Origin of the sequence: Stenotrophomonas sp. pho, from assembly GCF_006228405.1 — a bacterium.
In the GTDB taxonomy this organism is placed as follows: Bacteria; Pseudomonadota; Gammaproteobacteria; order Xanthomonadales; family Xanthomonadaceae; genus Stenotrophomonas; species Stenotrophomonas sepilia.
Window position 1 is genome coordinate 2,275,376 of record NZ_CP029759.1, and the last position, 17,467, is coordinate 2,292,842.

Here is a 17,467-nt window from a genome sequence, read left to right on the forward strand (position 1 = left end):
ACGCTTTTAAATTTAGTCCGTTACTGATGCAACACTAAACATACCTACCAAGATTGCGAAATGCTGCACGAACAACTGGCCCGGCAGGCTGCCGATGCGGTCCGCGAGTTGCTGGCCGAAGCCGCGGCCGAGAACACTACCCGCAGCTACATCAGCGCTCGGCGCTACTGGGCCGGCTGGCATGCGGCGCGCTACGGCATCGAGTTGGCCTTGCCGGTATCCGAAGCCACCGTGCTGCAGTTTGTGGTCGACCACGTACAGCGCCGGTCGGCTGACGGCGAATTGGCCTGGGAACTGCCGCCGGCCGTCGATCAGGCCTTGGTGGCGGCCGGCCTGAAAGCCAAACTTGGGCCTTGGACGCTGGCTACCGTGCGGCATCGCGTTGCTGTGCTATCCACCGCACACCGGCTCAAGCAAGCCACCAATCCCTGCGAGCACCCGGCGATCCGCACCGTGCTCAGTCGCGCCGCGCGGGCTGCGGTCAAACGCGGCGAGCGCCCACGCAAAAAGACTGCGATCACCCTGGCCGAGCTAGAGGCCATGTTGGCCACCTGCGACAACAGCTTGGACGGAATTCGGGATCGCGCCTTACTCTGCTTCGGGTTCGCTAGTGGCGACCGCCGGCGCAGCGAGATCGCCGCGGCCGACCTTCGCGACCTGCGCCGTATTGGCGAGGCGGGCTATATCTACCGGCTGGAGCACAGCAAGACCCAGCAGGCTGGGGTTGCGGCCACTTCGACCCCGGATAAGCCGGTGCTCGATCGGGCCGCCCTCGCCCTCCAGGACTGGTTGGAGGTCTCAGGCATCACCGAGGGGGCCATCTTCAGGCGGCTGTGGAAGCAGCGCGTCGGCCCCGCAGTGGGGGAGATCGTGCAGCGGCGGGCGCGTATGGCGGGACTGGAGGGGGAGTTTGGCGGGCATAGCCTCAGGTCCGGGTTCGTGACCGAAGCCAGTCACCAGGGCGTGGCGCTGCCCGCGATCATGCAGCTGACCGAGCACCGATCGATATCGAGTGTTGTCGGATACTTCCAAGCTGGCGGCGCGGCAACAAATCCCGCTGCACGTCTATTGGAAGATGACTTGTGATGGCGAAGGGAGTGTCTGAGTTTAGAGCTATCCCCAGCTTCCGCACGCCTTCATAAAGCTAGCCTCAACCCTACAATAGCGCGGCGGAAAACCCTAGCAAAGGCATCTTATGAGCATTGAGCAGAGCAAAGCGAGTGGATCGCGGCAATCTTCGGCGGAATGGATGGCCGCTCGTTTTGCGTCGTTAGCCGGGGGTCTTGTTGTCGTATATGCCTACTCCTATCTACTGGGATACGCATATCTGACATTTTACTTTACCGATCTCCGCGCGGTGTGGGCCGTGGATCTATTCGATGTAACGACCATTGCCCAGACTCCGGCAGTCGTGGCGGCATTGCTTGCCACAACTCTTGCCAGCCTAGTGCTCCACGGAGACCCCTTGCCTGTTCCACCCATAAGGGTGGCGGGAGCACTGGCGCTCTTAGCCATAGCAACGTATGCAATCCACCTGGCGGTCAGCAAGTGGATGAATGAATATACCTCTTACTGGAGCTTCTGCGCCTTTGTTCTGGCCTTGATATCCGCGCTAATGGGAGGGCTCATATATCTCAGAAGGCTGAGGGATTCGCTCGGTCGCAAGTTAGGCGCATGGACGTTTGTACTCTCCATGGGTGCACTCGCGCTAGTTGCTACACCCGCCGCAGCAAATATTAGAACTCGAGCCATCATAGATTCGCGAGCCCAGTCCCTCGCCATCGTCCAACTTGAGAACTCACAAGATCAAACCTGGCGACTACTGAGAGCAATTAGCGGGTCTCACTTGCTGCTTATTCGTGCCGCCAATGGTGATAATTTTGATTTCCGGATTGTGGAGTCGGTCCAAGTAACTTCCATTGGCCGTGGGCAACCCAAAGGGAAGAGCGCTAGCGAAAGTCGTCCACATAAACAATGAGCCGATCAGTTGCTCACCCCTACCCTCACGATCTCGATGCCCTCCACCGGCTTGGCTTGCCACGTCATCGCCGTCGAAATGGAACGAAATGGCCACAGCCTATTCTCTCATTGTTTACATGATGGCTTTCTTCGTCCCCCTGCTGGCTGTCCGGTCGTTAGGGAGGATCTGCGACTCGCTCCGCCTGCTCTATGACTGCCAAAAGATAGTCAATCCAACCAAGTATCTGCAGTGTACGCTCGGCAGGAAGGCTGCCCAAGAGTTTGTGCTGAACCTGGTTCCGGATGAAGCCAAAGGTGCCCATAAAGAGAAGTTGCGCTGCCTCTTGCTCAGACGGCACGGAGCTAACCCGCAACTTAGGCTTCTGACCATTAAATGCGAGAGTGACCAGTTGCTTGCCAGTGCTCCCATCGGTACATCCCGTCACTGCTCGAAGGCGGCTTTCCAGAATGCGTGATGCTTCCGAGACAACTGTATCATTGCGCTCAGATTGGCCCGCTTCCTGGAACTGGTTGAACAGGTCCAAGCACCTCCTCCTCAGCTCATGATCCAGAATTTCGATGGAGCCGACGAGCACCGGGCGTGGCCTCGACGCGGTAAGGAGGGCGATTTCTTCATTAGGCTGCGGCGGGGTCACCGCTTCCTCGGCTCCTGGTGCTTCGCCGTACTCCGCAAGTAGTTGAACAGGAGACGCGTTCTTAAACACGCCAGATGAAGAGAAGAGCTCTTCTTTCCTGGATATTTCACGGTCTAATGCCGAAAGAGTCGAAGTCGTTACATTGGGCCGACTGGCCAGCCTGTTTCTTTTCGTCTTTAGCTTTGCAAGGTAAAGAAGGCTGACCGCCTTGATGAAGCGGACAGTACCATGGCTCATGGAGATGTCTACGTGGTAGGAATCGCCGCTCTCTTCCGATTTGCTCTTGATCCATTGCCTAAGACGGTTTGCTCGCTCCTTATCACGCCCAAGGCCAAGTTCTCTGCGCGTATCGTCTGTGATCAAGCTCGCGAGATCCGGGTCCTCCGCAAGCTCGCGCGACTCATCGCCAAGTAGTGATACATAGAAGTCAATAGCTCGCAGTACAAATTCGACTGTTTCACGCTCAAACATGATCCAGTTGTAAACATGTCCGTCGTGGTTCTCGGCAATTACCATATGTCCCCGCCGCCTGAGTTAAGCTGTGCCGAGAATGGGAATCGGCCTGAAGAATAGTCAGCTAGAATTTGCTTCAGCACCTGAGATCCTTTGGTGCGCCACTCCCTAGAGACGGTTCAATTTTATGGAGGGGCGGCCTCGACTAGCAAGCTGACGTTTGCTGGGATGACTTGACCGGTGCTCGCAGTATCAGCTGTCTGCTCTGGACCGAAAACGGCATACCCTACCCTCGATAAAGCAATCTAATCCCTGCCCTTGTCGATGCCCGCTTCCGGCTAGCAGCGGACACGCACGATCGTCTTGGCTCAGGCACTTCAGGCCGTTACCGCAGATATGACATGTCCGGCCCCAAATGCGGTCGAGCCTGCGTGGCGGGCAGCGTCTGCGTTGATCGCGCCAACGGCGATTCTCCGGACTCGCGCTGCTGCCGGGAGTGCACGGAGCACCAGCCGACCTGCCAGCTCGCGGGATCTGGTTGGCCACGTATTCACGTGCAACTTCATCGGCAAGTGCGGAATCGGCGTCGGATCCCATAGCACACGTCGATGGACGAGAAGGCCGTCGACTAGCCAGCGGATTTCATCGGGCTCCCATTCGATCACATACGTATGCAACGCCTTTGAGGCGTCGAATCCGAGATCGATACTGACGGGTGTGCCACGGTAGCCGTAGTCGAACTTCGCGCCGTCCGAACCCGGGTTGTAAAACACGTTCACCAGAATCCGGTCCGGACGGTCGCCGGTAATCTCGACGTCGATCTCCTGGCGCGGTGAATCACGGTGGAGGAATAAGCCGGTTACCAGGCCGGGGACGTCCGTAGCTTGCAGCGTCGCCTCGAAGCGACCGTACAGGTAGTGGTCCCGACTACAGACCGCCGCCGCGCTCAGGTTCCGAACACCGAGCGACGCCTGCGCAACCCGCAGTTCAATGCCCCCAGCTGGACTCGCGCTGATGTTCGCAGGCCGGAACAGCGCCAGGTTCCCAGGGAAAGTGTCGTCGCGAAGCATCCAGCGCGATGGGTTGAGCGCGACCAAGTCATCCTCGAAACGCGTCCACTCCGCTGCCGAAGGCGCCGATGGCTCGATGGGACCGACGTCAATGCCTGTCCACTCGCCTCGCGCTGGTGCCACCCAGGGCGAAACATCGTGTCGAGGCCGCTTCCAAGTCACCGCAGCTGGCCTGCTGATTGCGGTGCGTCGAAGCGTGCGGTGACCGCGATCCGGAACGTGCGGGTAGCGAGCGCTCGGCGGTGCAAGGCGGAGATACTCACAGAGGGCTTGCCAGTCCGAGACACCGCCTTCATCCAGGTGCAACACGCCTTCCCCGACCGCAGTGGTAAGTGCTGCGATCTCCGTGGAGCAAAGGCCGGTCTCGCCGCACACGATGAACCTCGCGCCTGGGTACTGTTGCCTGAGCGTCGCAATGTGCGGAGCAAGCGAGGCGACGTTGACATAGGCGTCGAATATGCGCCCGCGCCGTACTTCGAGCAGCCGATCAAGCTCCGAGTCCGGCAAGTCGTCCAGGTCACTGCAGCAGCGATAGCCGAGCATCGACAATGCCATAGCCAGCGACGACAAGCCGGAGCCCGGCGCGCCGAACGCAAATATGGGAATTTCAGTGGGGAGTTGGCGAAACGCACCTGGGGTCCCATGGTTGAGGATGCCAATCTGACTGAGCGCAGGCAGAACTGAGTAGGAGTTCGTCGACTGCAAGTCGAGCCGCTGGGCTATAACGGAACGGCGCACGGCGCGCACGTCCAGTTCGTGAAACTTTTGGTTGATCCATAGGTCGACAGGTCCGCGGCACGGTAAAAGCGCAAGAAGCCGCTGTGCGCCCCGTTTGGACAGCACGTATCCGGATAGATACCAGAGCCCACGCTCGGGCCGGAAGACGCTCTGCGAGACGAAGATCTTTGGAGCCCCATGCCTGACTTCCTTGTACGACAGGTACAGTACGTCAAAGGAAGGCTCGGTCTGATCGGCTGCTCGCATTTCACGCCAAGCCATGTCGACGAGCCGCCCGAACCCCCGTTCGAACCAGACGTCGTCCTCAAGAACCAGCGAATACGGAGCTGCCGAGTTTGCGATTTTTTTCCAAACGTCGATATGCGATTGGGCGACAGCGACCTCTGCGTCGCTCATCCGGATCGGACGGCTAAGGTCGAAGTTTGCCGGAAGCGCATGCGGCTGCGGTTCGACGAACAACTGATCGGCGAGCGTGTAGTACGGATCGATGTCCGGGCTTTCCAGCGTTCCCACAGGGACGGCCCGAGCGTCGCAAGCCGGATGTCGAATGAGCCGCTGGGATAGCGGTTGGCCCGCAGCGTCGACAATCCGACCCAACTCACGATGAACGGCTGATAATCGCTCTGGTTGCCGGTCCAGATTGATCACGTGGATGTCAGCGATGCGGTCGCGCCCGGCCGTGAATGTCGGGCTGAACGCCATTGATTGCTGTACCGGCAGAAACGCACGTGCGCGTAGAAAAAGTGAATGCAACAGTCGCCGCGCGCCCCCTAACGGCTCGAACAAATTCATTGCATCTCCTGTGCTGCGATGTGGAAGCGTTTTCCGTTCGATAGACGCCAATTCCTCGCGTCGCGACGGTAGCTCAGCGGCCAACGCGATACGGCGATCGAATCCCAGTTATGCAATACCAGAACCCGATCATCGATCGAGGATGCCGTTCCTAGCTCAAAAATTGTCCTCGAGAGGTTGCCCGGGCCTGTGGTCGACTGGATTTCAGGGAATTCCCCATCCGAAACGCTGCTTAGAAGCTGAGTCGCCCGCTGAAGTGCGCGCCTGATGACCGGATCCCCCTTTCTCGCAATCAGTGGATTGTTGTTGAAGTAGAAGATCCAGCCTTCGTCGTTCGCGCCCGGCTGTAGAAACTCTGTTGGACTCACCATCGAGTCGGATCCAATGTCGTAGCAGAGAGGCTGGACTTTGAGTTGGCAGCCATCGAACAGACTCGCGATATCGCTCGCGATGCACACATCATCCGCATCGACATACATACCACCTTCGACGAACAGATAGCACAGTCGGAAATAATCGGCCTGCATCGCGGGGTGGTAGCAACGCGTGAGAGCGTGCGCGTGGTCCGGACCTAACGAGCGACCGACAAATTCCCCTGCTCCCGTCATGTCGAATACACGGTGGGCAAAGCCATGGGATTCCCACCTGGACCAAGAGGAAATGCACTCCCGAACGTCTTCAGGTAGCTGCGCAAGGTTGTGCCAGAACTGCACGATGGTGTTGGGGACGCTTGGCGCTTCGCTGTCGGCGTTCTGCAGTACCCGTGATTTTTGGACAAGGCTCCTGATGAACTCCGAGCGCTGTCGATGATGTTCGGGACTGTCGGCTTCGGATCGCATTGAGGTCGCTTCGATTGGGGTGCTTTTACCGTGGCGGACACTGCGCGGCTGCGTCTACACGTGCTGGAGCGCTCGCCGCGAGCCCGCATCAGTTGGCTACGGAAGGTCCTCTGCGCGGGCGTTGAGCTCTCTTTCCATGACTTCTTCCGGTAACAGTAGCATCCGACGTTTGCTCTTCCCCCTTCGCAAGCTTGGAGACATGAAGTCGCTGCTCAAGGTCCACCGCGAAGCGGCTTCAGCTTGAAGGAACTGTTAGCCGCTCGCTGCATCGCGAGGCGCAAACAGCTCGGTCTGCAGTATTGCCAGATTTAGCGGCACCAAAAGCTGCTCGCCAAGATATCGGTTGTTAAAGTCGCAGATCTTGGTCCCGTTGCTCGGAGCAGTGAACAGCTCACCTTGCTCTAGAAGGTAGAACGTCCAGACCGGGACATCCTCGCCGGCGAACTTGGCATGGAACGTGTACTCCATTGCAAAGTCGCGTAGCCCAGTGCGAACGGGCCGGGGTGCTGCGCGTAGCTCATGGCCAAATGCTGCCGTGGTTAGAGTACCCTCCGACTCCCCTAGCGAGTTGGGAAAGCGAGGTGAGCCTCCGTAGTTTCTGACGTGACTAAGGAAGCTAGTGTTTAGATCCCCCAGGCGTTCAAGTGAGTTGTGCGCGTTTGCGAGGAAGGTTGCATCATCTTGATTCATCATGACCCCAGTAGCTGCCAACTACCTAATAGACGGACCCGAAGGTCCGGTTCTACGATTTATCCAGAAAGCACCGTATGGTGAGCTTTCCCCTTGATGCAGCCCGATCTTAGGGCGGCGAGCGCCGGTTAACAAGCCGGCGTACAGCCGGACCCAGAAATAATGCTGAGGACCTCGCCAGGTCTCAGCCCTAACGCAGATGGATGCCTGCTTTGGTTCGGAAGCTGCCCTTCCCTACCCCCGATAAACATCCCTTATCGCTACTCCCCGTACTGAAGTGCAATGCCACTCTCAGCTTGGCGCTTGCCGAGATCCAGCCCTATTGGGCTGCCGGAACAGGAATCACACCCTTTCGCAGAATCTCCAACCTCCCAACATCGCCAACAGGCACAAGCACTGTAGCTTTCCGCGCCGGGTCCCACAGTGCATAGCTGTCACCAAGACGACCAATCAGGCTTAGGTCGCCCTGCACCTTTCCATCAACAGTCACAGCCGTCACGTGCTTGCCGCCACCAGAGGAAATCTTCTCGGCACGCTGGGAGCCAAGCATGCTTGACGCTATCGAGACGTAGACCAGCATTACCAAGGCGTAGATCAGCCAAGGGGAATCTTTCACTGCGGTGGGCACCACCGGCGAAAGATGCACGATCAACGCACAGATGACCGTTAAAAGAACCCCTATCAGAAGAGGCCACGTGTTCGACCACCAAAGCAGCAGCCCCAGGACAGTGAAGAAAAGCACTGGAAACAGCCATGCGAACAGCTTGCTTTTGGAGCTGCCGCTCGTGACCTTCATCTCCACCCAGCCGCCAAACAGCGAGGCCAGCAGCATGAGAAATAACACCATGCCGATCCCAGCAAGCCCTGCCAGTGCAAGCTCACTCACCGCAACAAACTGAAAGGGATCGAGGCCGAAGTGCCCCCAATACTCCTTTAGGTACAAAGCCCCTTGAATCAATCCAAAGGTGACGAGCGCCGAACCCCATCCAGCAACATCAGCCATCGTTAGCGTCTTCTGCGTATGTTCCATGTATCCCCTTCCATCGATGCAGCCCGCCACATAGTGGCATTCAGCGCTCCGCCCTGCAGAATCCTGATCTGGCCCCCTGAAAACGGACGCCATGAAGCCGTTTCAGGCGGCAGCCCGGAGCTGCCGGGCGTAGTTGTTAGGCGAGTGGTAGCCCAGCGCCGAGTGTAGCCGGGCTGGATTGTAGAAGCCGTGGATGTAAGCAGCGATGCACTGGCTGGCTTGTTCCCTACTGGCGTAAGGCTCGGCAGCCTCTTCTGTCTTGAGCGTCGCAAAGAAGCTCTCGGCCACCGCGTTGTCCCAGCAATTGCCAGGCCGGCTCATGCTTTGGACCACGTCATGGGACTGCAGCAGCTGGCGAAACTCGTTCCCCCAGTACTGCCCACCACGATCTGAATGGAAGATCAGGCCGGGTCGTTGTGGATGCAGAGCCCAGGCATTGGCAAATGCTTTCACCACCAGCTCTTCAGTCAGACGCTTGGAAACGCTGTAGCCCAGCACCTGCCGGGTCTGGACGCTGATGACCACGGCCAGATGCAGCCATCCCTGGCGGGTGGGGACATACGTGATATCCCCGACCCACGCCGTCGGTCCGGTTCCGGGGGCAAATTGCCGATCCAGCAGGTTGGGGGCGAGCTGAGATGAGCCGCCGGAGGACTTGGGTCGGAATCGGCCTTTGGTCTTGCCCTGGATTCGCTCCTCGGCCATTAACCGTGCCACGCGCTTGTGGCCGACTGGATGATTCCTGGCTCGTAAGGCCCTGACCAGCCGACGTCGCCCATAACTGCGCTTGCTGGTCACATGAATGGCCCGAAGCTCGGTACGCAGGGCCGAATCGGCATCGCACGCTTGGGCACATTGCCGACGCAGGTAATCATGGAATCCAGAGACAGAAACCCCAAGAACCCGACACAACAACCTGGTCGGGTAGTGAGTCCTTTGACTGGCGACGAAGGCGTACCTCACTTGGACTCTCTGGCAAAGAACGCCGCCGCTTTTTTTAGGATTTCCCGCTCCATCTTCAGATTGGCGTTCTCGGCCCGAAGGCGGCTGATCTCGCTTTCCAGGTCGGTGGTTGGCCTGCGAGCCTCAGAGGTCAGAGACCGGCCAGCACGGACCGCGTCAAGCCAATTTGCCAGCGTCTTGACCGACATCTCCAGCTGACGGGCTGCTGCGGCAGGCCCGAGCGACTCGGCCAACTCCACGGCTTGGTGCTTGAACTCATCGGTATAGCTACGACGGGTGATACGGGACATAAGGGACCTCCAAGTGCGATCAAAGTATCGCTTCTTGGCGTCCGCTGACGGGGGGCCAGATCATCCACCCTATTAACGTGACGCGTCACGCTCGATCGCTGCCACCCCATTGGCGCCCTACCCCTCCCCCACTATAGTGCCAACCCTCACAAGGACGAGGCGGCACACATGCCCTATATCGGAATCGGACTCCACGTACTGGCCGCCATCTACTTCGCGGTGCACGCCATCCGCTCAGGCCAGAGCCTCTACTGGCTCATCCTGCTCTTCTCGTTCCCGCTGCTGGGCAGCGTCGTCTACTTCCTGGCGATCTATTTTCCGGAAGTCCGTCACTCGCGCGGCGCCCGGCAGGTCGTCCGTTCCGCCAAGCAGCTCATGGACCCAGGCCAGGACCTTCGCAACGCCCGTGCCGAACTGGCGCGCACGCCCACCGTGCAGAATCGGGTTCGGCTGGGCGTGACGCTGCTGGATGCCGGCCAGGCCGAGGAAGCCAGAACCCTGCTTGAGCAGGCAGCCAGCTCGCCGCTGGGCGACGATGCCTACATCCTGACCGGCCTTGCCCGTGCCCGCCTCGAGTCCGGGCACGCTGCGCTTGCGGTGGAGACGCTGGACGGCCTGTTCGCCCGCCATCCGGACGTGCGCCGCAAGCCGGAACAGACGCTGCTTTACGCGCAGGCATTGGCAACCGCCCAAGCCCCCGGCGCCCGCGCCGCGTTCGAGCGCGCCGTGGAATGCGGAAACGATGCGGCCGCTCGCTGCCTCTACGCCGAATGGCTGATGGCGCAGCCGCAACCCGACGATCGCGAGCAAGCCCGCAGCCTGTTCGCCAGCATCATCGATGATGCCCAGCACTGGTCGCGCCACGCGCGCAGCCACAATGCCGCGTGGCTGGAGCGGACCAAGGCTGCGTTGAAGGGTTACTGACGCCTGGCGGCCCTTGGCAATCCTGTCGCATTCGCCTCGCTCACGGCCTCGCCGGGCGGATGCCGACACTCGTCCGGCGTGCACCATCGACATAGTCGATAGCGTTGCAGCGCAAGGCTCCAGCTTCGTTGCGTCGTATGCAACGATTCTGAAAATGTTGAATGTGGTGACGGCATCGGCCTTACTGCATTGGCATCGCGCACAACCGGGCGTATTTCTTTGCGTGCCACCGGAAACGGGTGGTCGGGATTCGAAACCCCGGTAGTTCGTTGAAGTAAACGCTTGCCAGCCGGCATCACCCTGTGTGGTGCCGGCTGGCAATCCGTCGGCCGGCTATGGCGGGCGGTGCGTGGGGGCCTTGTGCCCGCCGGTTCAGCGAACGCCGGGTTTCGAACCACGCATCGTCCGCCACCTTTATCGGTGGCGGCTTCTGCATGCACGCAAGGAGCCCAGCCATGACCCAGCCCCACTCCCCTGCCCCACACCCGATCCACGACGTGCCTGCGAATGGCCCTGCGCTGGACCCGAACACCCTCATCGCCCTGCTGCACAGCATCGGCTCCGGCGCCGCCTCCGATGGTCAACCGTGGCCAGAGCGCCATCAGATGCCGGGCCGGCGCATTGCCTTGGCGGATACCGACTGCTCGCTGGCCGGCCTTCGCGTGGTCCTGGAGATTCTGCTGGCCGCTCAGCGCGCCCGCGAAAATGGCGAGCTGGGGCAGTACGTCGGCCCGCGCGTGATGGAGGGGCTGATCATGGCCGGAATCGGCCTTACCGCACACGCCAGTACCCGACTGCATCCGGAGGGCTGAGTGGCCTGGTGGCGCCGGGCGGCCACCGCGCTGTGTCTTGTGGTGGTGGTTGCGGCACAGACGCAGTGGCTGGCACCGCCCAAGCCCTCGCCTATCGGTTTCCACAGCATCCCCGGCGATCGCTTTCTGCAGTTGCGCCGCCAAGCCATGCAGTTCGTGGAGGCTCGGCCACGACAGGGCTTCCAGTTCGTTGAGCGGCATCGAGATGCCGAGTTCCAGGTTCATTGCCGAGGCATACCCGTGCTGTGGCTGGAGAGGCGCCAGCAACATCTGCTGTTGCAGGTCTCACTGGACGCGAAGCAGCGGGCGCCTGCCGTTGTGCGGTTGCGGGCGTTCCTCGAATGGCAGTTGGAGCCGTTGGATTACCTGGAGCAGGTACTGGCTGGCGTGCCGGAACCTGTTCTGTTGGATCGGGTGCTGCAGATTCTTGCCAGTGATGTGCCTGATGGGGTGCGATGTGGCGTGCCGTAGTCGAGCGTGGCTCGACTCTACAGGGCTGCGGGCAGCGAGGGTTCGGGCTCCGGCTCTGCCGCTAGTCATCTGCGCGACGGGCGTTGGCACCGTGATCGTGCGACTCGACCTCGGCATCGATCCAGCCCGCATCGCGCGCACGCGCAAGATCTTCTGGCGTATCGATATCCAGGCCCAGTTCCGGTGCCTGTAGGACATGCACCGTATCGACAGGAAGTTGCCGCAGGCGCGCTCCAAAGCCGCGGTCACCGGTTGCGCCCGCAGAGTTGAACCATGCACGCGGCACTACTGCGGGAATGCCAAGCACATTTCCGTGGCGGGTACCCGCGCACCCTGACGCCGAGACGCTGGCACCCGAAAGCAGCGCCTGCAGATGGGAGCGCTCGATTGCGGGCTGGTCGCATGCCACGACCATCACCGCGGTCACCGTGGGCAGCAGGCGTGCGCCGGCAACCTGCAGACTGCTCGCCAGACCGCGTTCCCAGTGCTGGTTGGTTACCGGAGTGGCCTCCAGCCCGGCAATGCTGGATGTCACGGCCTGTGCGTTCGCGCCCACCACGACCAGTACCTGCGCTGGCGCGAGCTCGCGCGCCAACCGCACCACGCGATGTACCAAGATCTCGCCCTGCCGGGTCAGAAGCTGCTTGGGCTGGCCAAGCCGGGTGCTCCCGCCGGCAGCCAGCACGACGACCGCATGCGCATCAGTCACCTGCCGTGCGCGCTTCGCCATTGCTGCAGCTGCGCGGCGATGCTGAGCGAAATCGCCTCGGGCCCCCGGCCGCCGATGCTCAGGCCGACCGGTGACCGAAGTCTCGGGGACAGGCGGTGGCGCTGTTCCGGTGTCAGCAGCTTGAACAGGTCCTCGCGCCTTCGCCGCGGCCCCAGCAGTCCAATGAACGCGACGTTGGTATCAGCCAGGGCCACCAGCGCCTCCCGGTCCAGTTCGAAATCGTGATGCATCACCAGTACCGCGTCGCACGGGTCGTCATGAAGGGCCTCGGCCGGGCTGGTCTGAAGATGCGCATCCGCGTACTGCCCGGCTGAGGCCCAGCGCGCTCGCCGTTCGGCCACGCTCACCCGCCACCCCAGGCCCCTCAGCAACGGAACCAGCAAGGGCGTTTCGGGACCGCCCCCCAACACCAGGGCCCGCGGAAGCCGGGGCAACGGCAAATGCCATGCGCCCTCGCCAAAGGAATGCGCCCCGTCCATCGGATGCAGCTGCCATGCCTGCTCGCGATGGCCGGCGCGGAAAACGACCTGCCCCGACGTGCGAAGGTCGCGCTGGAGTGACACGCCCTCGCGCAGCCAAGCCTCGATCACGTCGTCGATGCCGGCCATGGCACGCAACGGCAGAAGCGCAATCCGCAGCCGGCCGCGGCAGCCGAGCGCAGACCCACTCAACAGGTCGTCGTCACTGCGGGTGTCGATCTCGATCCAGTCGACCCGCCCTGCCGCGCTCACCTGCTCCGCGCGTCGCGCGAGCTCGGGCTCCAGGCATCCGCCGCTCAGCCAGCCGACCTGGCTGCCGTTGCAGAACAGCACCATGTCGCCGGCACCGGCGTAAGTGGAGCCATCGGTTTCCAGCACCAGCGCGAGCACGGCGTGCTCCCCCGCGCGCACGCGCGTAAAGGCCGTCTCGAGCACGCCGCGCGGGCTGCCTTCGGCGAGGAAGCCCGGCGCTGCCGACAGGTGCTCGGCAAGATCGCAGGGCTCCCCTCCGCCTGCGGCGGAGGCCTCCAGAGTGGGCGAGGCTGCGGGTCGGTCCATGCGCAAGGGTCAGCCCACGTCGGGCAAGCCGGGCAGCAGCTTGTCCAGGGTAATGGGATAGTTGCGCACGCGCACGCCGGTTGCGTTGTAGACCGCATTGGCGATCGCGGCGCCGACCCCGCAGATGCCCAGTTCACCCACGCCCTTGGCCTTCATCGGCGAGATCACCGGATCCAGCGTGTCGAGGAAGACCACCTCCTGATACGGGATGTCGGCGTGCACGGGAACCTCGTAGCCGGCCAGGTCGTGGTTGATGAACAAACCAAGCCGTTTGTCGACCACCAGCTCCTCCATCAGGGTCGCGCCCGCACCCATCACCATCCCGCCGATGACCTGGCTGCGTGCAGACAGCGGATTGAGGATCCGGCCGCCATCGCATACGGCAAGCATGCGGCGGATGCGTGTCTCTCCCGTGTAGGCATGCACGGCAACCTCGCAGAAATGCCCTGCATAGGTGCCGACGTCGTAGCCTTGCTTGAATTCGCCGAAGGCAATGCCGTCCTCCGCCGACAGTGTGTCCGCCTCCGCCAGCTTGATGGTCCGCCCACCCACCTGGATGCGGCCATTGGCGAAGTCTGCGGTGTCGCCGTCGAAGCCCAGTTTCTCGCCCACCTTGCGGCGCAGGCTGACGCACGCCGCGTACACGCCCGCGGTGGAGCTTGCCGCGCCCCACTGGCCGCCGGAACCGGCGGAGGCGGGATGACGGGAGTCGCCGAGGGTCACCTGGACCCGCTCCAGCGGCACGCCCATGGTCTCGGCTGCCGTCTGCGCGATGATCGTGTAGGAGCCGGTGCCGATGTCGGTCATGTCGGTCTCCACAATCACCCCGCCCTGGCCGTCAAGCCGGACCCGCGCCGCCGACTTCATCGTCGGTGCGCCGCGATAGCCCGCAGACACGCCCATGCCGACCAGCCAGTCCCCTTCCCTGACCTGCGCCGGCCTGGGGTTGCGCTTGTTCCAGTTGAAGCGCTCCGCGCCTTCGCGCAGGCAGCGCACCAGGTTGCGGTCGGAGAACTTCTTGGACGGATCGCCGGGTACCACCTCGGGTTCGTTGAGGATGCGGAACGCGATCGGGTCGAGGCCCAGCTTCTCGGCCATTTCGTCCATCGCCACTTCCAGCGCCATGTGGCCCGGTGCTTCGCCCGGTGCGCGCATCGCATTGCCTTCGGGCATGTCGAGCGTGGCGATGTAATTGGCCACCAGGCGGTTGGCGCCTGCATAGAGCTTGGGCGTCTGCAGGGTACCGTTCTCGCCGTCCTCGCCGTTGATGTTGCCCGACCAGTTCTCGTGGGCGATGGCGGAGATCCGGCCATCCTTTGCGCAGCCGATCCGCACGCGCTGGAGGGTGGCGTGCCGGTGCGTGGTGTTGTTGGGCATCAGCGGGCGTTGCAGCGCGATCTTCACCGGCCGCCCGACCTGCTTGGCCGCCAGCGCGGCCAGCACCGCGTCGGCACGGATGAACAGCTTGCCGCCGAAGCCGCCGCCGATATAGGGCGAGTCCACGCGCACCTTGGCAGGATCGATGCCGAGGATCGCCGCCATGCCCTGCCTGGCCCAGTCGATCATCTGGTTCGCCGTCCACAGCGTGAGCGTGTCACCCTCCCAGGCGGCGATGGTGGCGTGCGGCTCCATCATCGAATGACTTTCGTCGGAGGTGTGGTAAGTCTCGTCGAGCTTGACCGCGGCGCTCGCGTAGGCAGTGTCGAAATCGCCCAGCGCCTGCCGGTCGGGCTTGCCGTCACGCCCCTTTGCCAGCGGCGCGGACGGTGCCAGAGCCGGGAAATCGAAGCGGCCCTTGCTGCGCTCGTAGCGGGTGCGGATCAGCGCCGCGGCGGCGCGGGCCTGCTCGAAGGTCTCTGCCACCACGCAGGCGATGGCCTGGTGGTAGTGGGCCACCTCGGCTCCGCCGAACAACGGTGCATTGTTCCAGTTCGATTTGCCGACCGGCTTGGTTTCCGGTGCGGCGATGACCGCCAGTACGCCGGGCGCGGCACGTGCGCGGGAGGCATCCATCGAAATGATGCGCCCCTTGCCGATGCCCGCACCGACGATGTAGCCGTAGGCTTGGTTCGGCGCCACGTCATGGCGCTCGTAGGCATAGGGGGCGGTACCGGTGGTCTTGCGTGGACCGTCGATGCGCGGCGTCGACTTGCCGACGACCTTGGCCTTGTCGAACAGGTTGTCGCCGGCGGGGGCGTTGAATTCAAGGGGCATCAGCGCTCTCCTTCCACCAGCACCGCCGCGAGGGTGCGCTCGGCGAGCGCGATCTTGAACGCGTTCTCCCGCGTCGGACGGGCACCGGCGAACACCTGCCGGGCCGCGGCCTTTACGCCGTCGCGCAGCAGCGGTTCGGCTGCCTCGACGCGCCACGGCTTCGGCGCAACTCCACCGAAGGCGAACCGCGCCGAGCCGTCACGCTGCACGACCGCGGCGACCGACACCAGTGCGAACGCATAGGACGCGCGGTCACGCACCTTGTGGTACACGTGCCGACCGCCCAGGGGCTTCGGCAGCGTGACGTGGGTGATCAGCTCACCGCGCTGCAGCACGTTGTCCTGCTGCGGCTTGTCGCCGGGGGAACGATGGAAATCGGCAATCGGGATGCTGCGCGTACTGCCGTCACCCCTGACGGTCTGGATCGAGGCGTCCAGCACCCGCAGGGCCACCGCCAAGTCGCCCGGATAGGTGGCGATGCAGCTGTCCGAAGTGCCGATCACGCCCATCTGCCGGGAGAACCCCTCGAGTGCGCCGCAGCCGGATCCGGGCAGGCGCTTGTTGCAGGGCAGATTGGGGTCGTAGAAATACGGGCAGCGCGTGCGCTGCAGCAGGTTGCCGCCGGTGGTGGCTTTGTTGCGCAACTGCCCGGAGGCACCTGCCACGATCGCGCGGGTCAGCACCGCGTAGTCGCGGCGCACGCGCTCATGCGAGGCCAGTGCGGTATTGGTGACCAGCGTGCCGATGCGCAGGCCGCCTTCGTCGGTGGGTTCGATCCTGTCCAGGCCGATGTCCTGCACATCGACCAGGTGCGCTGGCGTCTCGACCTCCAGCTTCATCAGGTCGAGCAGGTTGGTCCCTCCGGCCAGAAACTTCGCGCCCTCGGTACCGGCGACGGCCCTGGCGGCCTCGGCCGGGGATTTCGCGCGTTCGTAACTGAAGGCCCTCATGAGCGCCTCCCTGCAGAGGTCACGCCAGCGACCTCTGCCATCGCCTCGGCAATGTTGGAATAGGCGCCGCAACGGCAGAGGTTGCCGCTCATGCGTTCGCGCATTTCCATGTTGGTGGCCCGGGGCGTGCGCTGACATCCGCCTGCACATGGCTGGGCACACCCCGCTTGATCTCGTCCAGTACCGCCACCGCCGAACAGATCTGCCCCGGCGTGCAATACCCGCACTGGTAGCCATCATGCTTGATGAAGGCGGCCTGCATCGGATGCAGGTCATCGGGGGTTCCGAGGCCTTCGATGGTGGTGATGGCATCGCCCTGGTGCTGTACCGCCAGGCTGAGGCAGGCATTGATGCGCTCACCGTTGACCAGCACGGTACAGGCGCCGCATTGACCGTGGTCGCAGCCCTTTTTCGTTCCGGTCAGCTTCAGACGTTCGCGCAGGGCATCGAGCAGCGTGGTCCGGGTGTCGAGTTCAAGCTCCCGCCGCTTGCCGTTGACGGTCAATGCCACCGTGCTGATGACCGGCGGCCTGGGCGGCGGGGGCGCCGCCAGTTCGGCGGCGAGCGATGACGCCCCCGGTGCGGCAGACATCGCCACGGTCGTGACGCCGCCGGCGATCACCTGGCGACGCGTCAACTTCATTCCTTCATCACAACTTGGCACAGTGACCTCCTGGCGTTCGGGGAAACCCCGTGGCTGGATGGACGCGCTCACACTACCGAAGGGCCACTATGCCCATCTGCGGGGTACAGATCTGTGAAGTCGGCGAAATGTACGACCCTACCGAGGCAGGCAACCAGCCTGAGTGCCAGAAGAACATGTTGTAGCAAGTCCGAAGAAATCGACTG

16 protein-coding genes and 1 pseudogene are annotated in these 17,467 nt (G+C 62.5%); 5 read left to right on the forward strand and 12 right to left on the reverse strand.

Annotated elements, in window-relative coordinates; translation table 11 throughout:
- Nucleotides 1–60 precede the first annotated feature (60 nt).
- A complete protein-coding gene (locus DL544_RS10705) occupies nucleotides 61–1,086 on the forward strand; it encodes a site-specific integrase (protein WP_139727093.1) in 1,026 nt (341 codons plus the stop codon).
- A 109-nt stretch (nucleotides 1,087–1,195) separates the two neighbouring features.
- Entirely contained in the window at nucleotides 1,196–1,978 is a 783-nt protein-coding gene (locus DL544_RS10710) for a hypothetical protein (protein ID WP_139727094.1), read from the forward strand.
- A 157-nt stretch (nucleotides 1,979–2,135) separates the two neighbouring features.
- On the opposite strand, the gene DL544_RS10715 is transcribed toward DL544_RS10710, so the two are convergent.
- The 7 genes from DL544_RS10715 to DL544_RS10745 form a co-directional block, all read right to left on the reverse strand.
- Entirely contained in the window at nucleotides 2,136–3,131 is a 996-nt protein-coding gene (locus DL544_RS10715) for a TIGR02391 family protein (RefSeq protein ID WP_139727095.1), read from the reverse strand.
- Nucleotides 3,132–3,445: 314 nt separating this feature from the next.
- Entirely contained in the window at nucleotides 3,446–5,668 is a 2,223-nt protein-coding gene (locus DL544_RS10720; protein ID WP_139727096.1) for a family 16 glycosylhydrolase, read from the reverse strand.
- A complete protein-coding gene (locus DL544_RS10725) occupies nucleotides 5,665–6,507 on the reverse strand; it encodes a glycosyltransferase family 32 protein (protein WP_139727097.1) in 843 nt (280 codons plus the stop codon). The genes DL544_RS10720 and DL544_RS10725 overlap by 4 nt, the downstream gene beginning before the upstream one ends.
- Before the next feature lie 252 nt (nucleotides 6,508–6,759).
- Nucleotides 6,760–6,975, reverse strand: coding sequence for a hypothetical protein (locus tag DL544_RS10730; RefSeq protein ID WP_139727098.1), 216 nt, complete (start codon nucleotides 6,973–6,975; stop codon nucleotides 6,760–6,762).
- Nucleotides 6,976–7,516: 541 nt separating this feature from the next.
- On the reverse strand, nucleotides 7,517–8,227 hold the full coding sequence (locus tag DL544_RS10735) for a hypothetical protein (RefSeq protein WP_139727099.1): 711 nt from the start codon (nucleotides 8,225–8,227) through the stop codon (nucleotides 7,517–7,519).
- Between the two features lie 102 nt (nucleotides 8,228–8,329).
- Nucleotides 8,330–9,190, reverse strand: a complete 861-nt coding sequence (locus DL544_RS10740; protein WP_065185370.1) for an IS3 family transposase — start codon at nucleotides 9,188–9,190, stop codon at nucleotides 8,330–8,332.
- Nucleotides 9,187–9,480, reverse strand: coding sequence for a transposase (locus DL544_RS10745; protein WP_032954795.1), 294 nt, complete (start codon nucleotides 9,478–9,480; stop codon nucleotides 9,187–9,189). The genes DL544_RS10740 and DL544_RS10745 overlap by 4 nt, the downstream gene beginning before the upstream one ends.
- Nucleotides 9,481–9,648: 168 nt before the next feature.
- On the opposite strand from DL544_RS10745, the gene DL544_RS10750 reads away from it, so the two are divergent.
- The 3 genes from DL544_RS10750 to DL544_RS10760 all read left to right on the forward strand — a co-directional run bounded on the left by DL544_RS10750 (nucleotide 9,649) and on the right by DL544_RS10760 (nucleotide 11,687).
- A complete protein-coding gene (locus DL544_RS10750) occupies nucleotides 9,649–10,404 on the forward strand; it encodes a tetratricopeptide repeat protein (RefSeq protein ID WP_139727100.1) in 756 nt (251 codons plus the stop codon).
- A gap of 455 nt (nucleotides 10,405–10,859) precedes the next feature.
- On the forward strand, nucleotides 10,860–11,216 hold the full coding sequence (locus DL544_RS10755) for a hypothetical protein (RefSeq protein ID WP_139727101.1): 357 nt from the start codon (nucleotides 10,860–10,862) through the stop codon (nucleotides 11,214–11,216).
- A complete protein-coding gene (locus tag DL544_RS10760) occupies nucleotides 11,217–11,687 on the forward strand; it encodes a hypothetical protein (RefSeq protein ID WP_139727102.1) in 471 nt (156 codons plus the stop codon). It begins immediately after the preceding gene.
- Nucleotides 11,688–11,748: 61 nt separating this feature from the next.
- Here DL544_RS10760 and DL544_RS10765 read toward each other — a convergent pair whose 3' ends face one another.
- The 5 genes and pseudogenes from DL544_RS10765 to paoA all read right to left on the reverse strand — a co-directional run bounded on the left by DL544_RS10765 (nucleotide 11,749) and on the right by paoA (nucleotide 17,261).
- On the reverse strand, nucleotides 11,749–12,417 hold the full coding sequence (locus tag DL544_RS10765) for a nucleotidyltransferase family protein (RefSeq protein ID WP_139727103.1): 669 nt from the start codon (nucleotides 12,415–12,417) through the stop codon (nucleotides 11,749–11,751).
- Nucleotides 12,393–13,454, reverse strand: a complete 1,062-nt coding sequence (locus DL544_RS10770; protein ID WP_139727104.1) for an XdhC family protein — start codon at nucleotides 13,452–13,454, stop codon at nucleotides 12,393–12,395. The genes DL544_RS10765 and DL544_RS10770 overlap by 25 nt, the downstream gene beginning before the upstream one ends.
- 9 nt (nucleotides 13,455–13,463) lie before the next feature.
- Complete coding sequence (gene paoC / locus DL544_RS10775) at nucleotides 13,464–15,668, reverse strand: aldehyde oxidoreductase molybdenum-binding subunit PaoC (RefSeq protein WP_139727105.1); 2,205 nt, start codon at nucleotides 15,666–15,668, stop codon at nucleotides 13,464–13,466.
- Nucleotides 15,668–16,618: an FAD binding domain-containing protein gene (locus tag DL544_RS10780; RefSeq protein ID WP_139727106.1), complete on the reverse strand. Its 951-nt coding sequence runs from the start codon at nucleotides 16,616–16,618 to the stop codon at nucleotides 15,668–15,670. Before DL544_RS10780 ends, paoC begins: the two co-directional genes overlap by 1 nt.
- Nucleotides 16,615–17,261 (reverse strand): annotated as a pseudogene (paoA, locus tag DL544_RS10785) (aldehyde dehydrogenase iron-sulfur subunit PaoA). The gene DL544_RS10780 and the pseudogene paoA overlap by 4 nt, the downstream one beginning before the upstream one ends.
- Nucleotides 17,262–17,467 lie beyond the last annotated feature (206 nt).

Coding starts and splice junctions, on each gene's coding strand:
- paoC (WP_139727105.1), bottom strand. CDS start 15,668: ATGCCCCTTGAATTCAACGCCCCCGCCGGCGACAACCTGTTCGACAAG.
- DL544_RS10730 (WP_139727098.1), bottom strand. CDS start 6,975: ATGGAGTACACGTTCCATGCCAAGTTCGCCGGCGAGGATGTCCCGGTC.
- DL544_RS10710 (WP_139727094.1), top strand. CDS start 1,196: ATGAGCATTGAGCAGAGCAAAGCGAGTGGATCGCGGCAATCTTCGGCG.
- DL544_RS10715 (WP_139727095.1), bottom strand. CDS start 3,131: ATGGTAATTGCCGAGAACCACGACGGACATGTTTACAACTGGATCATG.
- DL544_RS10750 (WP_139727100.1), top strand. CDS start 9,649: ATGCCCTATATCGGAATCGGACTCCACGTACTGGCCGCCATCTACTTC.
- DL544_RS10770 (WP_139727104.1), bottom strand. CDS start 13,454: ATGGACCGACCCGCAGCCTCGCCCACTCTGGAGGCCTCCGCCGCAGGC.
- DL544_RS10720 (WP_139727096.1), bottom strand. CDS start 5,668: ATGAATTTGTTCGAGCCGTTAGGGGGCGCGCGGCGACTGTTGCATTCA.
- DL544_RS10765 (WP_139727103.1), bottom strand. CDS start 12,417: ATGGCGAAGCGCGCACGGCAGGTGACTGATGCGCATGCGGTCGTCGTG.
- DL544_RS10725 (WP_139727097.1), bottom strand. CDS start 6,507: ATGCGATCCGAAGCCGACAGTCCCGAACATCATCGACAGCGCTCGGAG.
- DL544_RS10735 (WP_139727099.1), bottom strand. CDS start 8,227: ATGGAACATACGCAGAAGACGCTAACGATGGCTGATGTTGCTGGATGG.
- DL544_RS10745 (WP_032954795.1), bottom strand. CDS start 9,480: ATGTCCCGTATCACCCGTCGTAGCTATACCGATGAGTTCAAGCACCAA.
- DL544_RS10780 (WP_139727106.1), bottom strand. CDS start 16,618: ATGAGGGCCTTCAGTTACGAACGCGCGAAATCCCCGGCCGAGGCCGCC.
- DL544_RS10705 (WP_139727093.1), top strand. CDS start 61: ATGCTGCACGAACAACTGGCCCGGCAGGCTGCCGATGCGGTCCGCGAG.
- DL544_RS10755 (WP_139727101.1), top strand. CDS start 10,860: ATGACCCAGCCCCACTCCCCTGCCCCACACCCGATCCACGACGTGCCT.